The sequence below is a fragment of the Gemmatimonadota bacterium genome, from assembly GCA_009838645.1.
Classification (GTDB): domain Bacteria; phylum JAAXHH01; class JAAXHH01; order JAAXHH01; family JAAXHH01; genus JAAXHH01.
Window position 1 is genome coordinate 133,863 of record VXRC01000004.1, and the last position, 19,472, is coordinate 153,334.

Here is a 19,472-nt window from a genome sequence, read left to right on the forward strand (position 1 = left end):
CGCGGCGTTATGCTACCGCCCTGTGTTTTTTGGCGAAAAAACCTGTGGGCGGGACTGAAAAAGCAGCTGAACGGAGTAAAGGAGCACGGTAGCGTTATGGCGAAACAGGTATACTACTTTGGCGGCGGCAAGGCGGATGGATCCGCGGACTTTCGGGAGCTTCTGGGCGGCAAGGGCGCTAATCTGGCCGAGATGAGCCACCTCGGCATTCCCGTGCCCGCGGGCTTCACCATCTCAACGGAGATATGCACCTATTTCTATGACCACGGCCACCGGTACCCTGCGGAACTGGACGAACAGATCCAACAGGCGATGGCGCAGGTTGAAAGCGTCATGGACGCCGGTTTCGGCAGTGCGGAAAACCCGCTGCTGGTTTCCGTCCGGTCCGGGTCCCGTTCCTCCATGCCCGGCATGATGGACACCATTCTTAATCTCGGCCTGAACGATGCCACCGTCGAGGGACTGATCGCACAGTCGGGTGACGAACGCTTCGCCTACGACAGCTACCGGCGATTCGTACAGATGTACGGCGACGTGGTCATGGGCGTGCGTCCGGCAGACGATGAGGAGCACGATCCCTTCGAGGCGTTATTGGAACGCAGGAAGGCCCGCGCCGGCGTCACGGAGGACATGGATCTCGGGGCCGCCGACTTCAAGGCGCTGGTCGACGAGTTCAAGGCCGAGATCAATGCCCGCACGAGCGCCGACTTTCCAGACGATCCCCGCGAGCAGCTCTGGGGCGCTATCGGGGCCGTGTTCGGCTCGTGGAACAACGAACGGGCCGTGGTGTACCGGAAGTTGAACGACATTCCTGATGAATGGGGCACCGCCGTCAACGTGCAGGCCATGGTCTACGGCAACATGGGCGACGACTGCGCCACGGGGGTCGCCTTCAGCCGCGATCCCGCGACCGGCGAGAAGCGGTTCTACGGCGAATACCTCATCAACGCCCAGGGCGAGGACGTCGTGGCGGGCATTCGCACCCCCCGGCCCATCGAGCAGCTCGAGGGCGAAATGCCGGACGCCTATCATCAACTGGTAAGCATCTGCGACACGCTGGAATCCCATTACAAAGACATGCAGGATATAGAATTCACCATCCAGCGCGGCAAACTGTGGATGCTGCAGTGCCGTGTCGGGAAGCGTACCGGTTTCTCCGCGATCACGATCGCGGTGGACATGGTCAGGGAAGGGCTGATCGACGAGCAGGAAGCCCTGCGGCGTGTGGAACCCGACCAGCTCGACCAGCTGCTGCGCCCCGTATTCGACGTGGAGGAAAAGCGCCGCGCGGAGCACGAGGGGCGGGTGCTGGCCCGGGGCCTCAACGCCGGTCCGGGTGCGGCGTCGGGCAAAGTGGTGTTCAACGCCACCGATGCCGAGTCCTGGGCGGACCGCGGCGAACAGGTGATCCTGGTCCGCATCGAGACGTCGCCCGAAGACATACGCGGCATGAACGCCGCGGTGGGCATCCTGACCGCCCGGGGCGGCATGACGAGCCACGCGGCCCTGGTCGCCCGCCAGATGGGCAAGGTCTGCGTCGCCGGCTGCGGAGAACTGGATATAGACTACGCCGCCCGCCAGATGCGCGTCGGCGAGCAGGTCATCGCCGAAGGGGACTATATTTCCATCGACGGATCCACCGGGGAGGTCATGGCCGGCGCCATTCCGACCATTCCCTCCGAAGTGCTGCAGGTCCTGTTGCAGCAATCCATGTCGTCCGAGAACTCGGAGGTCTATCAGCGGTACGAAAGCCTGATGGCCTGGGCTGACCGGAACCGACGGCTTAAGGTGCGGACCAACGCGGACCAGCCCGATCAGTCGGCCACCGCGCGCGCCTTCGGCGCCGAGGGCATCGGCCTCTGCCGGACGGAGCACATGTTCTTCGAGGAAGACCGGATCGATTCGGTCCGTGAGATGATCCTGGCCGATGACGAAGCCGGCCGCAGGAAGGCGCTGGCCAGGCTGCTTCCGATCCAGAGAAGTGATTTCATCGGAATATTCGAAGTCATGGACGGTTACCCCGTCACGATCCGCACGCTCGACCCTCCCCTCCACGAATTCCTGCCCCACGAGGCCGAGGCCATCGCGCAACTCGCCGCGCAGACCGGCGTGCCGGTGGAGCGTTACCAGCGCAAGCTGGAGGACCTGCGGGAGGCCAATCCCATGCTCGGACACCGTGGGTGCAGGCTCGGTATCGCCTACCCCGAGATCACCGAGATGCAGGCCCGGGCGATTTTCGAAGCCGCGAGCGACTGCGTGAAACGCGGCATCAAGGCCATTCCGGAGATCATGATCCCCCTGGTCGGCCACATCAACGAACTGCGCCTGCAGGCCGAGGTCGTCCGCCGGACGGCCCGGGAAGTGCAGTCGGAGACCGGCGTGGAGGTGGACTACCAGATCGGTACCATGATCGAACTGCCGCGGGCGGCGCTGACCGCCCACGAGATCGCGGAGGAAGCGGAGTTCTTCTCCTTCGGGACGAACGACCTGACGCAGACGACCTTCGGACTCTCTCGCGACGACGCGAGGTTCATCCCCGACTACCTGCATGCCGAGATATGGCCGGAAGACCCCTTCGTGAGCATTGACGGCAGCGGCGTCGGAGAACTCGTGAAAATCGGCGTCGAGCGCGGCCGCGCCACGCGGGACGGCATGAAGGTGGGCATCTGCGGCGAACACGGCGGCGATCCCGCCTCGGTCGAATTCTGCCACGGCGTGGACCTGGACTACGTCAGCTGCTCCCCGTACCGCGTGCCCATCGCCTGCCTGGCCGCGGCCCGGGCGGCGCTGTCCGACCAGGCACCCTGAATCATGTGGGAACTCTTCTGGCGATTCCTGGCCCTGGGATGCATCAGCTTCGGCGGTCCCGTCGCCCACCTGGGATACTTCCGGACCGCCTTCGTGGAACGGTTGAAGTGGCTTGACGAAGCCTCCTACGGCCGGCTCGTGGCCCTGAGCCAATTCCTTCCCGGACCCTCTTCCAGCCAGGTCGGCTTTGCCATCGGATACCAGCGGGCGGGCGTCGCCGGCGGCGTCGCCGTGTTCCTGGGGTTCACGCTGCCGTCCTTCATGCTCCTGTACCTGCTTGCCATCGCCGGGAGCTCGGTGACGGACACGGTCTGGTTCGGCGGGTTCGTCAAGGGATTGAAACTGCTGGCCGTGGTCGTGGTCGCAGACGCCGTACTGGGCATGTACGCCACCTTCTGCAGACGCCGACTCACCGGGGCACTGTGCATTCTGACCGCGTCGGCCCTGCTGGTCGCCCCTTCGATGGCGACCCAGTTCGCGGTCCTGGCGGCAGGCGCGCTGGTCGGCTGGCGTTTTCTGCGCGCGCCGGAGGCATCGCCCGGAGGCCGGCTCCGATTCTCCTGGCTGCCGCTGACGCTCTTCTTCCTGCTCCTCATCGGCCTTCCGCTGCTGGCAAGCCTGTCGCCGGACCTCGATCTGCTCTCCCGGTTCTACCAGGCCGGCAGCGTGGTATTCGGCGGCGGACACGTCGTTTTGCCGCTGCTCCAGCAGACCGTGGGCGACGCGCTGCCCATCGATCGTTTCCTGCTCGGTTACGCCGCCGCCCAGGCCATTCCGGGCCCCATGTTCGCCATGTCGGCGTTCCTGGGCGCCGGAATGAACCCGGATCATGCACTGGTTGGCGCGTTGATCGCGGTCCTCGGCATTTTCCTTCCGGGATTCCTGTTGATCCTGTCCTTCCACGACACCTGGGAGACCCTGGCGCGAAAGCCGGACGCCGCGGGCGCGGTGGCGGGTGTCAACGCGTCGGTGGTCGGACTCCTGCTGGCGGCGCTCTACCAGCCCGTGTTCGTCAATGCCGTCTTTTCGTCCCTGGATCTCGCCCTCGCCATCATCGGGTTTTTCCTGCTCAGGGTGTTGCGCCTGCCGATCCTGGCGCTGGTCGCGTTCTTTGCCGCGGCGGGGGTGCTGGCAGCCGTCCTGGGGTGACGGGATAACGAAGCCGGTATTCCTTGTCTATATCGGTTAAATGGGGATATTACATAAGGATCAATCCATCATAGCTGGACCTGTTCATGTTTTGTCTTCGTACCTGATCATGCGACGAATCGCCTCATTCCTCTTTTTGCTCGTATTTCTCACCGCCCCGGAACTCTCCGCCCAGCGGGTCAACTCCATCGGCGTCGAGTTGCCTGAAGACGCAGCGCCGCCGGAGCGTCAGCGGCTGCGGTTCTTCGAGATGGACGGGACGTACATGGAGTGGTTCAAGACCATTTACAGGCGCAGCCCGGCCACCAACCTCATTTCCGAGCCGCTGGTCCGCCAGGACCATAACTACGACCTGGTTCCGGCCGCCGCAAAGTCCTGGGAGGCCACACCGGACGGCAATACGTGGCTCTTCCACCTGCGGTCCGGGATGCAGTGGGACGACGGCCGGCCCTTCAACGCCCATGACTACGTCTTTACCTTCCGCCGGGGGGCGGATCCGGACAATGCCTACGACTTCGAATGGCACTACCGTATCATCAAGAACTGGAGCGACGTGGTCGGCCGGCAGCTGCCCGTCGATTCGCTGGGCGTGGAAGCGATAGACGATACGACGCTGGCCGTCCATACCGAGCAACCCGTGCCCTACCTGCCCTTCAACCTCATCATGAGTTGGGCTTCGCCGGAGCACGCGGTGGCCAAATACGGTGACGAGTGGGCGACCCGGGCGGAGACCCATATTTCGTCCGGCCCGTTCAAGCTCACCGAATGGCGCAAGAACGAGATCATCATCCTGGACGCCAACCCGATGTACCGAGGTTCCATGCCGCCCCTTCTCGACCAGGTGATTATCCGGGTGTTCTCTCAGTCGGCCGTGCCGCTCATGCTTTCGGCTTATACGGCCGGCGAGGTGGATATGATCCTCCTGACCGGACAGGCAGCCCTGGGAAGGGTCAAGAGCGACCCGGTGCTCAGCCGCGAACTGCATTCCATGGTCAACTTCGTCACGTTCTACATGACCATGGACACGTACAATCCGCCTTTCGACGACCTCCGCGTCCGCAGAGCCTTCGCCCACTCCATCGACCGCACGGCCCTGATGGACTCCGCCCTGAAGGACGTGGGCGTGGCGGCCTACAGCATGCTGGCCCCCGGCTTCCCCGGCGCGAAACCGGAGGTCTTCCGCGATATGCTGCCCTACGATCCCGAACGGGCCAGGCAGTTGATGGCGGAGGCCGGATACCCCGACGGAAAGGGGTTTCCCCAGGTCGATATCTGGATCCGCGCCCACGACTACCAGTCCACCCGGTTGCCCGCGGAGGCCATCCAGGCGATGATCGCCGAAGCGCTGAATGTACGGGTCGGGGTCAGAGTCATCGAACGCAAGGTGTTCACCGACGGCCTAAACAACCACGAGGTGACGCTGGCCCTGGTGGCCTACAGCCAGGACTTCCCCGATCCGGCCAATCTGCTCGGGCTCTGGCGGTCCAGGGGGCGCCACGCCTGGCACGACGACACCTTCGAACGGCTGATTCACGAGGGCAACGAGTTCATGGGGCCACCCGATGAACGGTACGCCATTTACCATGCCGCCGAACGCAGGCTGGTGGAAGACGTGGGTGGCATCTTCCTCTGGTTTCCGGTGGAACACCGCCTGTGGAAACCCGATTTCTATAGCCCTACCCTTCAGCCCAACCGCCTCGGCATGGAGGTCTGGTCCAACCTGACCTGGATGAACGGGTATTTCAGGGATACGGATCGTGACGCGGAGGATCAGCCGCGCAGCCGCGGCCTCTGGGACTGGTTCAAGTCCGCCCTGGACTGATGCAGTGCGAATCAAGCGTTTTATCTAGAGTCGCCGTGGATCGAGTGTTGCGGCACGCTATGCGGGACGGGAAAACCGTTCCAGTGCTTCATCGTCGATCCGGACGCCCAGGCCGGGATCGTCCGTCACCGGAAACGCGCCATCGGTTGGTTGCGGGGCTTTTAGCGCGTAGCGGCACCGCGTGGGAAAGGATTCGTGGCCGTGTTCCATGACCAGGAAGTTGGGGATGGCCGCGGACAGCTGGATGGTCGCGGCGGTGGCAAGCACCCCGCCGCCCCCTATGTGGGGTGACACGGGGATGTTGTAGGTCTCCGCGAGCACGGCGATGCGTTTCCCCTCGGTCAGCCCCGTACGCCCGATATCCGGCATCACCACGTCGCAGGTCCTCCGGTCGAAAGCTTCCTTCATCTCGAACCGGGTGCGGTACCACTCACCGTTGGCGACGTGCATGTCCAGCGCCCGGGTCACGGCCGCGTGACCCGCCAGGTCCTCGGGCAGGGTCGGCGCCTCCAGCCAGTAGACGTCCAGCGCTTCCAGTTCCCGGCCCAGCCTGATCGCCTCGGCCACGTCGAATTCGGTATGCACGTCCACCATGACGGAGATGTCCGGACCGACGCGCTCGCGGACGGCCCTGGCAAAGGTGACGGTACCGGCGCGGTCCCTTGACGGGGACAGTTTCAATCCGCGGTAGCCCGCGCCCACGAGTCTTTCGGCCCGGTCCGCCGCGGAGGCGGGGTCGCGGCCGGCGCATCCGGAGTAAATTTCGACCCGGTCCCGGAACCTACCTCCGAGCAGTTTATGGACCGGCAGGTCCAGCGCCTTTCCTTTCAGGTCCCACAGGGCGATGTCGCACGCGGCGAGGGCGTCGACGTAGAAGCCGGTCGGATGTCCCCTTTCCCGCATGCCGTCGAAGAGTTTTTGCCACAGGAATTCCACGTCGAAGGGATCCGCGCCGATAAGAACGGGACGGCACAGGTCTTCCACGATGGTCCGCGTCGTATCCGGCAAGATGGGACTTTGCCCTTCGCCGTAACCGACCAGGCCCTCTTCGGTCGTTATGCGCACCACCAGGGTTTCGTGACTGTCGGACTTGAAGGCGTGCCTGTTTTCCGGGATGAAATAGGCGGAAGGCGCACCGGGGCCGCGTTCACGCAATTCCTGGCCGGCTTCTCTCGGGATTCGTACCGCGAAAGCTTCGACGTTCGATACTTTCATCATCTCAATCCTCCGGTCGCTCGCCGGCCGGCGCCATCTTCACCAGCCTGGGTTCGAAGCGGGCCACCACCTCCACCAGGTCGGTCTGCGCCGCCATCACTGCTTCGATATTCTTGTATACGAAGGGGACTTCGTCGAGACCGGCAGACATGAGCGTGACGCCTTTCTCCCGGAGCAGCCGGTTGGCGTCCTGCCAGTTCAGGCTCCGGATCGCCCGTTTCCGGCTCATAACGCGGCCGGCGCCGTGGGCGGCGGAGTTCATGGCGTCCCGGTTTCCCTTCCCGCGGACCACGAAGGCCGGGCTCGCCATCGAGCCGGGAATGATGCCCAGCACGCCCGGGCCTGCCGGCGTGGCGCCCTTGCGGTGTACGATCGCTTTCCGGTCCGGACTACGACCAAGTTGGCCATGCTGGCTGGAACGACCTCGCTGGCTATGCTGGCCGCGCTGGCCGGAGACGGTAATGCTCTTTTTCCACGCGAAATTGTGGTGATTCTCCAGGTCCAGCAACACTTCCGCCCCGAGGTGGCCGGCCATGTGACGGTGTATGCAGGCGTGGTTGGCCTCCGCGTAGCGGCCCATGAGCTCCATGGCCGCCCAGTATTCCTGTCCCGGCTCGGTGTCCAGGCCCAGCCAGGCCAGGTGCCGTTGTTCTTTGGACAGTTCGGGGCGCAGGGACATGGCCAGCCTGCTGTAATGGGAGGCGACCATGGCGCCGGTCCCGCGGCTTCCGCTGTGGGAAAGCAGGGCGAGGTAGGTGCCGGTATCGAGTCCCTTCAACTGCTCGTTCAGCGTCAGCTCGCCGAATTCGACGAAATGGTTGCCGCTCCCGCTGGTGCCCAGCTGGCTCCAGGCCTTGTCCCTGGCCTTCCGGGTCACGGGGGAGACGGACCAGTTCCGGTCGAGGACCGGGTGGTTCCGGCGTTTCTTGAAACTGGCCCCTACGCCGAAGCGCGTCTCCGCCGAGATGGCCTTCTTCAGGCGGTCCGTTCCCCGGTCGTGCCGTAGCGTGCCCAGTGGCAGGTCCAGGACGGTCATTTTCATCCTGCAGGCGATGTCGACGCCCACGGCATAGGGTATCACCGCGTTGTCCGTGGCCAGCACGCCGCCGATGGGCAGGCCGTAACCCACGTGGGCGTCCGGCATCAGCGCGGCGGCAAGGGCTACGGGCAGGGAACAGGCCCGCTTCATCTGCTGGATCGACTGGGCATCCAGATCCCGTCCCCACTGCCGGTAGGGTATGTGATTTGCCAAAGCAACCACGTCCTCTCAGAAACCGGCAATCTGGCGTCCGCTGAAGGTGAGCCGGTTCATGAGCCGTTCGTAACGCGTGTCGTCAAAGGGCGTCGGGGCGTGCAGCGTGCACCGGTTGTCCCAGACCACCAGGTCGCCCGGACGCCACCGGTGCATGTAGGTGTAATCTTCTCCGGTCGCGTGGGCCTGCAGTTTGTTGAGCAGCGCCGATCCCTCCGTGAGCGACATCCCTTCGACGGATTCGATGTGGCAGAGGGGCAGATAGAGGGACTTCCGGTCTGTCTCCGGGTGCCGCGCGACCAGGGGCCGGACGATCGGGGGAAACTGCTCCAGGAGTGCGCTGCTGAGCAGCGGCCGGTGCGGATTCTTCTTCCTGAGCAGTTCGTTGAGATGGTTATAGGAGTGGACGGTCCGGATGGAATCGATCCGTGCTTTGACGTCGTCCGGCAGGTCCGCATAGGCCGCGGTCATGCCCGCGAAGCCGGTCTCCCCGCCCTCGGGGGGCGTGCGGACGCAGAACAGGCAGGACCCGATCGGCTGTGGATGGCGGAATGAATCGTCCATGTGCCACAGCAGCGGAGGCGGGTCCGCCTGGATGAAGAGCGCGGTGTACTTTCCGTTCTCCTTCGCGTTCCCGATGCGCAGGATGTCGGGGAACCCCGGAACCAGGAAGGCCGGATCATATTTCTCGTTGCCCTCGGGCGCTCCGAACCGGGTTACGAACCGGCGGAGATGGGCGGGGTCGATATGTCCCTGGTTACGGATGACCACCAGTCCACCCGCCGCGTGAAAAGCGTCCACGGCCTCCTTGACCATGGTTTCATCGAGCCGTGCAAGGTCCACGTCCCCGAGTTCGGCACCGAACCCGGACCGGGTCAGCGAAGTGCAATTGGAAGTTTCAGTCATGACGAAGGTGTTTCCTGATGATTGATCCGGCTGCGGGTCCGCCCGGTTTGGCGCGGCTTCCGCCGGATCAGCGCAGTTTTCCACGGCCGACAATGGACCAGATGGTCTCGACGACCCCGTTGCGGATCCCGTAGAGGTGGTCGTGGAGGAACAGGGTGACGTCGGTGTAGGCCACCATGAGGTCGAGTTTGTCCCCGACGGCGATCTCGTGATTCGGACCGGTGAAGGTCACGGTCCCGTGTTCCGCGGACATGCGCACGCTCTCCACGTCATCGACGCCCACCGGCATGGGCATGCCGAACCACGCGGGCACCGTCTTGAACCCGGCGTCCACGATCAGCCGGTCCGGTTCGGGGCGGCTGGTGACCGTCACGTGCACGAAGATGGCCGGGTCGGTCCGAACCCCCCACAGGGTGTACATCACGTCGTTGAAGATCGCGCCGCCCGCCTGGATCTCGGTGATCCCTTTCAGGTCGGGGGTGACCGACAGCGTGCCGCTCCCGCCGCCGCTCACGATATCGCAGGGCAGTCCCGCATCCCGGCAGCGCTGCGCGGAGTCCACGAGATCTCCCACGGCCCGCCTGATCTCCCCGTGTTTCCAGTCGGAGCCTTCATCCACGCAGGCGTGTCCCTCCCAGGCCATGACCCCCCGGAACCGCAGGCCGGGGGTCCGGTGGACCTTCCGGGCGAGTTCGACGACCTGTTCTCCGGGCCGGACGCCGGCCCGTTCCATGCCCGTGTTCAGTTCAACGAGCACGCCGACCTCGACACCGGTTTCCATCGCGGTGCGGCCCAGATCCTCCAGCGTGGCGTCACTGTCGACGGCGACCTTCACGTCCGCCTGCCTGCAGAGATGAGCCAGGCGGATGTATTTCGGCGGTCCGACCACCTGGTTGGCGATGAGAATGTCTTCGACGCCGCCCGCGGCCATGACCTCGGCCTCACCGAGCTTGGCACAGGTGACGCCGATGGCGCCGGCCTTCAAAAGCCTGTGGGCAATAGCCGGGATCTTGACCCCCTTGATATGCGGACGCCAGTCCACGCCGGCTTCCTTCAACCGTTGTCCCACGGTGCGGATGTTGTTTTCAAGACGATCCAGGTCTACCCAGAGTACCGGGGTATCCAGATCTTCCTTGCGCGTTCCGATCTCGTCCAAAGTGTGTTCCCTCACTAGGTTCAGCACGGGCCTTAACGCGGCGTGGGTCTCCGGCAGACCAGGGCAAAAAAGACATAGCTCACGAGATTTCGTCGGTTATCACCGACTGAACATTTTGTACCATGTCGGCGAGAATACGTCAAGGATGTTCAGAGACCCCATTGCCAATATACGGAGGACATCATGGAGATTGCAGGACTTCTGATCCAACCGGCAGTTTTGCTGGCGGCCTTCATCTTCTTCTGGCGGGAAGCCAAGGCAGGACGCCAGGAGCTGAAGGTCGAACTGAAGGTCGAGATGCAGAACATGGAAACGCGTATGCAGAACATGGAAACGCGTATCCGGGAAGACATCGGGAAGATGGAGCACCGGATCGCCCGGATCGAAGATATCATGCTCAGTAAAAAACAGACTTCATAACCACAATATCTGAAGAGAGGCGACAAGATGCCTGGATGGGCGGAGTGGATACCGCAAGTCATCACGATCGGCGTCTTCATTTACTACTTCAGGGACTTGAAGACGGATATTCGGGAAATGAGCGGAAAGGTATACGATCTTGGTACCCGCGTATCCCGCATTGAAGGTCTCCTTGAAGGCAAATCGCCGAACGCGGAATAACGACAGCGGTAACGGCGCGTAGTACAAGAGGCGGGACTATGGAAAGCGGAACGCCCTGGAGATCTGAAACAACGAGCAGTCCGTTATCCCTGGTACCGGACGTCTTTGAACGGAGAAACCAACGGTCCGTCCGGACAGTGCAGCCGGCCGTTCACGACCCATCCGCAGTCTCGCGCCTCGAGTTCCGACACGAGATATCCTTCCCACATTGCTACTTCCTTTTCATAAGCAGGGTCACTCACCAGGTTGCGGCACTCGCCGGGGTCATCGTCCAGGTCGAAGAACTGCTTCTGATCGATTCGCGGCAGCCAGATGAACTTCCGGTGGCCGTCCGTCACGTACTGCATCTCCTGTTCAGGCGCGTAGCACCAGCAATGCTCGCCGTGCAGGTAGTCTCGCCAGCCTTCGGTTTTGCCCCGCATCAGTGGGAGGAGGCTTTGTCCTGTCACCGTGGGCGGCACGTCCACGTCGGCCGCGTCCAGGATCGTGGGCATGATGTCGCGGAGTTCGGCCACGCCGTCCGGAACGGGTGCCTTGACCTCTTCGTCCTGGCCGGCCGGCGGGCAGACAATCAGCGGAATCCTCGCGCTGCCCTCGTAGGCATAGGTCTTGCGCCAGAGATGGTGGTCGCCCACCATGTCCCCGTGGTCGGACGTGAAGACGATCCAGGTGTTGGACCAGGCCTCCGGTACGTGCCGCTCCATCCAGTTCTTGAGCCGGCCGATCTGGGTGTCGATGAAGGAAATCTCCCCGTAGTACCCGGACCTGCCGCGATGGATGCGTGCGGCCGACTGCTTCCCGTGCCATGCGTTCAAGTCCGTGGCGTCGAAGGGCACGTCGTGCATGTCCGCCCAGTCGCCGATATACGGCGGCGGGGTTTCCCGGTCGTGGTACAGGTCGAAGTACCATGCGGGCGGCACGTACGGCGAATGGGGCCGGGCGAAGCTGACGTTGAGAAAGAAGGGTTTAGTACGATCCCGACCCGCGATGTAATGGATCGCCCGGCTCATGGTCCAGGCCGTCGGATGGAGGTATTCCTCCGTATGCCAGGGACGCCCGATCCACGAGTTCCAGTTGACCCCGTGATCGTCCGGCGAGATGTCGCGCCGCTTCTCCCGGTCGAACCACCGGCGGTACTCGTCCCGCAGACCCTGGGCGATCAGGCGGCCGGACTCGTCCAGTTCCGCCGACTGAAAGCCCATGTCCGCGCGCTGCGGCGTGAAGTGGCCCTTCCCGACCAGGTGGGTGGCATATCCCGCGTCCGCCAGCGTGTCGGCCAGGGTATGGCGGAAGTCGTTGGGTATCGGTCCCTGTCCCCGTCCCATACCGAGAACGCCGGTGTGCCACTGGTCCATGCCGGTCATCACGGTCGAACGGGCGGGAATGCAGGAAGGGACCGCCGTGTACGCGTGGCGAAACCGTGCGCCCCGGGCGGCCAGGTGATCCAGGTTGGGCGTTTCCACCACCGGATGGCCGTCGCAGCTCAGGCAGTCGCCGCGCATCTGGTCCGCCATGATGAAGATGACGTTGGGACGGGACATGGTTTTCTGCTCCTGGATGACGCGCTCCTGGATGACGCGGAGTCCGGCAATGAGCCGGGAGGATGGGATTCATAACTTACGTGTCCCGTGTTTGCTGTCAAGATCGGAAGCCTTCCTCACATCACGGTATATGACTACGGTATACGACTTCCGTTAAGCCGTTAATCCCCTTGACATTGGGGCGGTCTCCTCCACATTTCATGCAGGGCAGGACCGTCGATATTCGAGACCTCGGGATCCCGTCAAAGGAGGCATGCGCCCATGGCTGCGCGCGACAAACCCATAACTGATGAAGAGCGGGCATTCTGGGCGGACATTCGGCGCCAGTTCTACCTCGAGGACGGCGTGACTTTTCTCCAGGGCGGCTCGGTGGGTCCATCGGCGAGACCGGTCATCGAGCAGGTGATCGATTGGCTGCGGCAGGTGGAGGAGAACCCGCTGCGCAACCAGGGTGGCGGGCTCATGCGGTCCCTGGTCGAATCGGCCCGCGAGAAAGTCGCCGATTTCACCGGGGCTTCCGCCAAAAACGTGGCCCTGGTACTCAACACCACGATGGGCATGAACGTCCCCGCCCGCGGTTTGCCCCTGCAGCCCGGCGGAGAGGTGTTGATGAGCGACCAGGAATACCCTTCCGTCCAGCGCATGTGGGAACACATGGCCAGGACGCAGCACGTGCTGATCCGGAAGGTTCCCCTGCCGACGCCGCCCGATTCCCCGGGGGAGATCGTCGACGCTTTTGCCGCCCATATCACGCCACGTACCCAGGTCATGGTCTTCTCCCACGTCTACTGCACCACGGGTCTTGTGGCGCCCGTTGACGAACTGACCACCCTGGCCCACGACCACGGCGCCGTGGCCGTGGTGGACGGCGCGCACGCGGTCGGCATGGTGCCGGTCGATATCGAAGCATGGGGGTGCGATTTCTATGCAAGCAGTACGCACAAGTGGCTGCTCGCGCCCAAGGGGACGGGCATCTGCTATGTCGCGGATCCCTATCTGAGCGCGCTGCCGGCGCCCATTCTGGGATACAATACCTTCCCTGTGACCCACGCACGCCGGTTCGACGTGACGGGGACACACGACACGACGCACTTCGCCGGACTGGGCGCCGCCATCGATTTTCAACTGGGCATAGGATGGGAAGACCGGATCAGACCTTATTGCCTGGGTTTGGCCCGGTACCTGCGCGAACTGATCACGACGGAGATCGAAGGCGCCCGCATGACCGTGCCCCCCGGACCCGAGATGTCCGGATTCCTGACTTCCTTCACCATAGACGGCTGCGATCTCAGCAAAGTCGTAGAGCTCATGTGGAAGGAGTATCGCATACAGATCGCCGGCACGCGGGCCGGCCATCTACCCGTCTTCCGCATATCCACGCACTTTTACGACTGTTACGAGGATATCGACCGGTTCGTCGACGCGTTGAAGCAGGTGCTCGCCACCCGGCGGGACGAGTTGTTTGAAGAACGGGATTGACCCGGAACCCATGCTCAGACTCGAATTCGACCGCGGGACCATCCTGGTGCACGGCGACCGGGACCAGGTGGACGCGTTGTCGCTGCCCGGCTGCGCGTTCGACCGGCGGGTGGCGCTGCACCGCGCTCCGGCGCGTCATTACCGCGAGATCATCACCCGGCTCAACGACCGGGGCATCCCCCACCAGGACGACGCCCGGTCCTACGGGAAGCTGGACTTGTCCTTCCAGTCGGACCGGTCCCCCTTTCCCTACCAGCAGGAGGCCGTGGACGCCTGGTGGAAGGCTGGCGGCCGGGGCATCGTCGTACTGCCGACCGGCGCAGGCAAGACTTTCGTCGCGCTCATGTGCATGGCCCGCGTCCAGCGCGGCACGCTGGTCGTCGTTCCGACCATCGACCTGATGCAGCAGTGGTACGGCGTGATTTCCAGCCAGTTCGACACCGAAGTCGGGCTGATCGGCGGGGGATACTACGACATCGAGCCCGTCTCCGTGTCCACCTACGATTCCGCGTACCTGCACATGGAGCGGTTCGGCCATCAGTTCGGACTCGTGGTCTTCGACGAATGCCACCACCTGCCCGGCCCCTCCTACCTGATGACCGCGGACCTGTCGCTGGCGCCCTACCGGCTGGGATTGACCGCCACGCTCGAACGGGAGGACGGGGCGGAACACCTCCTGCGGGACGCGATCGGCGATACGGTTTACCGCCAGGAGATCCGTTCGCTGAGCGGGGAATACCTTTCCGGATACGAGACCATAAAGATCAGCGTGCGTCTTTCGCCGGAAGAGCGCACGGAGTACCAGGAGGCGAGAAACACCTACCGGGCGTTCCTGGACAGCCAGCGGATAGCCCTGTCCGGCCCAGGTGGATGGGTGCGTTTCCTGGCGGCGACATCGCGTAGCGAGGAGGGACGGAGGGCTTTCACGGCCTATCGGACCCAGAAGGCCATTGCCCAGGGTTCGCAGGCCAAGCTGCGCGTCCTGGAACGGCTGATCCGCCAGCACCGACGCGACCGCATGCTCATCTTCACCAGCGACAACGAAACGGTATACCGGATCTCGCGACGGTTCCTCGTCCCCGCCATCACGCACCAGACTAAGGTCAAGGAGCGCCAGGACATCCTGGCGGCGTTCAACTCGGGCAGGTACCCCTTCCTGGTCACGTCCCGCGTGCTGAACGAAGGGGTCGACGTCCCCGAAGCCAACGTCGCCGTGGTACTTTCCGGCACCGGCAGCGTGAGAGAGCATGTGCAGCGTCTCGGCCGGATCCTGCGCCGCGTCGAGGGGAAGCACGCATTGCTCTACGAACTGGTGGCCGAGAAGACGGGCGAGGAATACGCGAGTACCCGGCGAAGGCAGCACAGCGCCTACCGGAAACCGCCGGCTAAGGAGAACGCGACATGCTGACGGGCGATCTGCTCCGCGTCCGGTTCCGCAAGGGACAGATCCAGCTTCCCTACATCGACGAAGCGAGCGGGGACCACCTGGGCGTGGCCGAAACGCTGATCCACGCCTTCGACAGCCATGTAGGCGGATCCCGGCAGGAACTCGACGAAGAACTCGCGGATATCACGGGTGCGGGAACGGAATTCCTGTTTCATCGCGGCCTGAGCAAGCTGTTGAAGGATCGCTGCACGTTCGCGGCCGCTTCGCCCGTCGACCCGGTGGAACTGCGAAGCAGGATCTTCGAATCGGCGGCGGCGGCTTACCGGAACACGGACCAGGTCCGCATCGACCGGGAGGCCGTTCTGGCCGAGGCGGCGAAATCGGCCGGCATCGAAGCAAAGGAGGCCGACCGGACCTTCTATGCCGACCTCAAGGCGGCCGAGCGGCTGGAGTCTTTCAAATCCTGCACCCCGGAGTGGCTCCTGGGCAGGTACAATGTCGCCCTGGCCCAGGCCGTCCTGTTTCGCGCAACACAGCTCGATTTGCACGTCGAGGGCGAGACCCCGGCCCGTTACCGCGACCTCTTCCGGAAACTGAAGTTCTTCCGTCTGCTCCACGAGATCCGGCAGACCGGTCCGGGGAAATACCACATTCGTATCGACGGCCCCATGGCGCTCTTCAAGTCGTCCCAGCGCTACGGACTGCAGATCGCCCAGTTTCTACCCGCGGTCCTGCACTGCGGGAACTGGCGGATCGCCGCTACCGTCACCTGGGGCGCCAGGCGCCGGGAAGGCGTGTTCAAACTCACGCCTGAAACGGGACTCAAACCCATCGGCTCTTCCACGGGCCAGTGGATACCCGAGGAGGTGGCCTGGCTCGAAGAACGGTTCGGCCGGCTGAAAACGGTCTGGCGCATGGCGGCCGGATCGGAAATCATCGACCTCGGAGGCCGGGACGTACTGGTTCCCGACTACGTTTTCACCCATCCGGCCGCAGGGACGAAAGTGTACCTGGATTTCCTCGGTTTCTGGCGTTCCGCGGCGGTCCGGACGCGTCTCGACCTGCTCAGGCGCCACGGCCCTCCCAACCTGATCCTGGCGATTTCCGACGATCTCGCCGTGGACGACGATTCCTCGTCAGGCTTGCCGGGTGAGGTGTACCGATTCCGGCGGACTCCCGTTGCCCGCGACATCCTCGGAATCCTCGACGCCATGACGGCGGAGACCCCTGGAGAATCTCCGGCGACGCTGGACCTGTTCGATCACTGAGAAGCGGCATAAATGGGTTGATTTGAACGTCCGCCGTGCCATAGGTTATGGCCATGTCCTCCCCTCCTTCCACTTCCGTCTCATCATCATGGATTACCCGGGGTTTCGAGGCCTTCCGCCGCGGCGCCTTCGGCAATGGCGGCCAGAACCTCTATGTGTCGCGGGCGGGGGTGCTGCAACGCATCCACCAGTTCGACCTGGACCGCGACGGCCACGTCGACCTCGTCTTCTGCAACAGCCAGAACCACGGTGAAAAACCCCCGGTCACCCTTTATCATGACGTACTCGGACGGACCACTTCCCGGTTCCTGCCCTCCGACGGGGCAAGAACGGGGGTTGTCGCCGACCTGAACGGGGATGGATACGACGACCTGGTCGTCGGCATGTTCTACAACGGCATCCGGCGGGACCTCAACGCGTTCCTGTACTACGGGGGGCCGGTCGGACTCGGCGAAGGGCGTGTGCAGTACCTGCCCGCACCTTGCTGCACTTCGGTGGCCGCGGGGGATTTCGATGGCGACGGAAGGCCGGACCTGGCCTTCGTTTCCGGCGGCAGGCTGCGGCTGTTCCCACAGACGGCGCTGGGATTCGAGCCGAAAGGCTACCGGGACCTCGACATCGAAGCGGACCAGGCCGCGTCCTGCGATCTGGACGGCGACGGGTTCGCCGACCTGGTCGTCCGGACCGCCCGGGGGAATGTCCGGATATACTGGGGCAGCCCGGACGGAATCGTGCCGGAACGATCTTCCGACGTCCCCATCGACGCCGACCCGCCCGGAAAACCGGACCAGACGGACCAGGCTGACCAGGCTGACCAGGCTGACCAGGCTGACCAGGACCTCGACGGCTATCCCGAGGAGATCGATCCCGCCATGCCGCTGGTCTCCGTGCTCCGGATCCGGGGTGTGCCCCATGTATTCGTCGCACGGACCGATGCGGTCTATCTCGTGCCTTTCGAAGGGGGACGGGCGGCCGGGACGCCGGTCCGGCTTTCCTGCCGGAACGCCTTCGCCGCCGCCGCGGGCGACCTGGCCGGCGACGGACGATGCGACCTGGTCGTGGCCTGCCGGGACCGCCACGGCGGGGAGGAATGTTCGTGGCTGTACCACGGCGGGAACGAGGGCGGGTACAGCGATCAGAACCGCACGGCGATCCCCAGCCGTTACGCCTGCGATGCGGCCGTCGGGGACCTGGACGGGGACGGCCTGTCCGAAATCGTAATCTGTCAGACCCATACGCCGGAAAGCTATACATCGGAATCCCTGGCGTACCGCTGGGGCCGGGACGGGCTGGCGCCGCCGCGCGTCCTCGAGACCCATGACGCCCGGCGGGTGCTGCTGGCCCGCGCCTCGGACGATCCCCTTCCGCAGACCGTTTTCATCAACCAGTTCAGCCGGAACCTGAGGGGCGACATCCCCGTCTGCGTCTATCACGGTGGTCCCGACGGGTTTGACGCCGAACGCCGCCAGGAAGTGCCGGGGTGGGGCGCGGTGGAAGCGCTCCGATGCGACCTGAACGACGACGGGATGCCCGACCTGATCTTGGCCAACGCCTCCGAGAACTCGGTCCGCCAGGATCCGGGGTCCTACGTGTATTACAACGCGGAAGGGCGATTCGGAAGCGAACCGAACGTGCGCCTGCCGACCGTGCGGGCCCACGGGGTCTGTTGCGCGGACCTGGACCGGGACGGATACCTGGACCTCGTCTTTTGCGGATTCGACAATCCGGATATCGTCATCTTCTACGGCGGACAAGACGGCTTCGACGCCGGCAGAACGGAGCGCATCCGCCTCGAATACGAGGGCGTCGTGTACAAGGATCCGCGCTGGATCTTCCTCGTCGACCTGAACGGCGACGGCTGGCTCGACCTGGTCGTGCCGCAGATCGCCGACGATTACAGCTTCATTCTCCGGGGCGGGCCGGAAGGCTTCAGCATGGACCGGTGCCAGGCGCTTTCCGTGTGGCACGGCGCCTGCGCCCGGGCGGCGGACCTCAGCGGGAACGGGTATCCCGACCTGGTCATCGGCGGACACGAGCCGTCGATCGGGGCGCCCCACGACTCCTTCGTGCACATCTACTGGAACGGTCCCGACGGGCTACGCGAGGACCGCCGTACCCTCCTGCCGTCCAACGCGGTGAACGCCATGTCCATCATGGACTTCAACGGGAATGGCCTGCTCGACCTCTTCGTCTGCTCCTACCACGACAACCGTGTGCGGGACATCGATTCCTACATCTACTGGAACCGTGTCGGCCGGGGATTCTCGGCCGACGACCGCACCCGGCTGTTCACACATTCCGCGTCGGGCTGCGTGGCCGCGGATTTCGACGAAGACGGCCGCGTCGACATCGCCATCGCCTATCACAAGGTCGAGGGCGACCACGTCGGCCATTCCGCCGTCTGGTGGAACGGTCCCGGCGGGTTCGACGCCAGGCGGGTCACCCGGCTGCCCACGACGGGTCCCCACGGCATGACCGCCGTGCAGACGGGCAACGTGTTGGATGCGGGTCCGGAAGAATACTATGTCTCGGCGCCACACGAGATACTCCGGGGACAGGCCGTGACCGGCATCGACTGGGAAGCGGAATGCGGACCGGGCACCTGGGTGCACGCCCAGGTCCGGTGGGCGGACTCGGTGGAAGCACTGGCACGATCGGCCTGGCACGGCGCCGGGGGACCGGGCACCTGGTATGAAACGCCCCAGCCGGTACGGGGCGCGGGCACGGGCGCGGGCACGAGCACGGGCGTGGGCACGGGCGCGGGACCATGGGTCCAGTACCGGCTTGCGCTGGGCGCGAAAAACGGGGGAAGCACCCCGAGGGTCACGGAAGTCCGGTTGGAAACGGGCTGACGGCCCGGCCGCCTCG

At 64.3% G+C, this 19,472-nt stretch carries 13 protein-coding genes; 8 read left to right on the forward strand and 5 right to left on the reverse strand.

Going from position 1 to position 19,472, the window contains the following annotated elements; genetic code table 11:
* Positions 1-96 precede the first annotated feature (96 nt).
* Genes F4Y38_02015 through F4Y38_02025 form a run of 3 tightly spaced genes read left to right on the forward strand, consistent with a single transcriptional unit; the run spans position 97 to position 5,779 of the window.
* Positions 97-2,808, forward strand: a complete 2,712-nt coding sequence (locus F4Y38_02015) for a pyruvate, phosphate dikinase (GenBank protein ID MXY48052.1) — start codon at positions 97-99, stop codon at positions 2,806-2,808.
* A 3-nt stretch (positions 2,809-2,811) separates the two neighbouring features.
* On the forward strand, positions 2,812-3,957 hold the full coding sequence (gene chrA / locus F4Y38_02020) for a chromate efflux transporter (GenBank protein ID MXY48053.1): 1,146 nt from the start codon (positions 2,812-2,814) through the stop codon (positions 3,955-3,957).
* Positions 3,958-3,997: 40 nt separating this feature from the next.
* Entirely contained in the window at positions 3,998-5,779 is a 1,782-nt protein-coding gene (locus F4Y38_02025; protein MXY48054.1) for a peptide ABC transporter substrate-binding protein, read from the forward strand.
* A gap of 57 nt (positions 5,780-5,836) precedes the next feature.
* Here the strand turns inward: F4Y38_02025 and F4Y38_02030 are convergent, their stop codons facing one another.
* The 4 genes from F4Y38_02030 to F4Y38_02045 all read right to left on the reverse strand — a co-directional run bounded on the left by F4Y38_02030 (position 5,837) and on the right by F4Y38_02045 (position 10,308).
* Entirely contained in the window at positions 5,837-6,997 is a 1,161-nt protein-coding gene (locus F4Y38_02030) for a mandelate racemase/muconate lactonizing enzyme family protein (protein MXY48055.1), read from the reverse strand.
* 1 nt (position 6,998) lies between these two features.
* The gene (locus tag F4Y38_02035) at positions 6,999-8,183 is read right to left on the reverse strand and encodes an RtcB family protein (GenBank protein MXY48056.1); all 1,185 of its coding nucleotides are present in this window, start codon (positions 8,181-8,183) and stop codon (positions 6,999-7,001) included.
* 78 nt (positions 8,184-8,261) lie between these two features.
* On the reverse strand, positions 8,262-9,152 hold the full coding sequence (locus F4Y38_02040) for a TauD/TfdA family dioxygenase (protein MXY48057.1): 891 nt from the start codon (positions 9,150-9,152) through the stop codon (positions 8,262-8,264).
* Positions 9,153-9,219: 67 nt separating this feature from the next.
* Positions 9,220-10,308 carry a DSD1 family PLP-dependent enzyme gene (locus tag F4Y38_02045; GenBank protein ID MXY48058.1) on the reverse strand — a complete coding sequence of 363 codons (1,089 nt, stop codon included), beginning with the start codon at positions 10,306-10,308 and terminating at the stop codon, positions 9,220-9,222.
* Positions 10,309-10,491: 183 nt separating this feature from the next.
* On the opposite strand from F4Y38_02045, the gene F4Y38_02050 reads away from it, so the two are divergent.
* On the forward strand, positions 10,492-10,728 hold the full coding sequence (locus F4Y38_02050; GenBank protein MXY48059.1) for a hypothetical protein: 237 nt from the start codon (positions 10,492-10,494) through the stop codon (positions 10,726-10,728).
* 284 nt (positions 10,729-11,012) lie between these two features.
* Here the strand turns inward: F4Y38_02050 and F4Y38_02055 are convergent, their stop codons facing one another.
* Positions 11,013-12,470 carry an arylsulfatase gene (locus tag F4Y38_02055; GenBank protein ID MXY48060.1) on the reverse strand — a complete coding sequence of 486 codons (1,458 nt, stop codon included), beginning with the start codon at positions 12,468-12,470 and terminating at the stop codon, positions 11,013-11,015.
* Between the two features lie 261 nt (positions 12,471-12,731).
* Between F4Y38_02055 and F4Y38_02060 the strand changes: the two genes are divergently transcribed.
* Genes F4Y38_02060 through F4Y38_02075 form a run of 4 tightly spaced genes read left to right on the forward strand, consistent with a single transcriptional unit; the run spans position 12,732 to position 19,456 of the window.
* A complete protein-coding gene (locus tag F4Y38_02060; GenBank protein MXY48061.1) occupies positions 12,732-13,949 on the forward strand; it encodes an aminotransferase class V-fold PLP-dependent enzyme in 1,218 nt (405 codons plus the stop codon).
* Positions 13,950-13,959: 10 nt separating this feature from the next.
* Positions 13,960-15,357: a DEAD/DEAH box helicase gene (locus F4Y38_02065; GenBank protein ID MXY48062.1), complete on the forward strand. Its 1,398-nt coding sequence runs from the start codon at positions 13,960-13,962 to the stop codon at positions 15,355-15,357.
* Positions 15,351-16,604: a DUF790 family protein gene (locus F4Y38_02070; protein ID MXY48063.1), complete on the forward strand. Its 1,254-nt coding sequence runs from the start codon at positions 15,351-15,353 to the stop codon at positions 16,602-16,604. Before F4Y38_02065 ends, F4Y38_02070 begins: the two co-directional genes overlap by 7 nt.
* Before the next feature lie 53 nt (positions 16,605-16,657).
* A complete protein-coding gene (locus F4Y38_02075) occupies positions 16,658-19,456 on the forward strand; it encodes a VCBS repeat-containing protein (protein MXY48064.1) in 2,799 nt (932 codons plus the stop codon).
* Positions 19,457-19,472: the final 16 nt, after the last annotated feature.

What these genes read in the sequence shown, in the direction of transcription:
- F4Y38_02015 (MXY48052.1), top strand. Translation starts at nt 97, where the DNA reads ATGGCGAAACAGGTATACTACTTTGGCGGCGGCAAGGCGGATGGATCC.
- chrA (MXY48053.1), top strand. Translation starts at nt 2,812, where the DNA reads ATGTGGGAACTCTTCTGGCGATTCCTGGCCCTGGGATGCATCAGCTTC.
- F4Y38_02025 (MXY48054.1), top strand. Translation starts at nt 3,998, where the DNA reads ATGGGGATATTACATAAGGATCAATCCATCATAGCTGGACCTGTTCAT.
- F4Y38_02030 (MXY48055.1), bottom strand. Translation starts at nt 6,997, where the DNA reads ATGATGAAAGTATCGAACGTCGAAGCTTTCGCGGTACGAATCCCGAGA.
- F4Y38_02035 (MXY48056.1), bottom strand. Translation starts at nt 8,183, where the DNA reads ATGAAGCGGGCCTGTTCCCTGCCCGTAGCCCTTGCCGCCGCGCTGATG.
- F4Y38_02040 (MXY48057.1), bottom strand. Translation starts at nt 9,152, where the DNA reads ATGACTGAAACTTCCAATTGCACTTCGCTGACCCGGTCCGGGTTCGGT.
- F4Y38_02050 (MXY48059.1), top strand. Translation starts at nt 10,492, where the DNA reads ATGGAGATTGCAGGACTTCTGATCCAACCGGCAGTTTTGCTGGCGGCC.
- F4Y38_02055 (MXY48060.1), bottom strand. Translation starts at nt 12,470, where the DNA reads ATGTCCCGTCCCAACGTCATCTTCATCATGGCGGACCAGATGCGCGGC.
- F4Y38_02060 (MXY48061.1), top strand. Translation starts at nt 12,732, where the DNA reads ATGGCTGCGCGCGACAAACCCATAACTGATGAAGAGCGGGCATTCTGG.
- F4Y38_02065 (MXY48062.1), top strand. Translation starts at nt 13,960, where the DNA reads ATGCTCAGACTCGAATTCGACCGCGGGACCATCCTGGTGCACGGCGAC.
- F4Y38_02070 (MXY48063.1), top strand. Translation starts at nt 15,351, where the DNA reads ATGCTGACGGGCGATCTGCTCCGCGTCCGGTTCCGCAAGGGACAGATC.
- F4Y38_02075 (MXY48064.1), top strand. Translation starts at nt 16,658, where the DNA reads ATGTCCTCCCCTCCTTCCACTTCCGTCTCATCATCATGGATTACCCGG.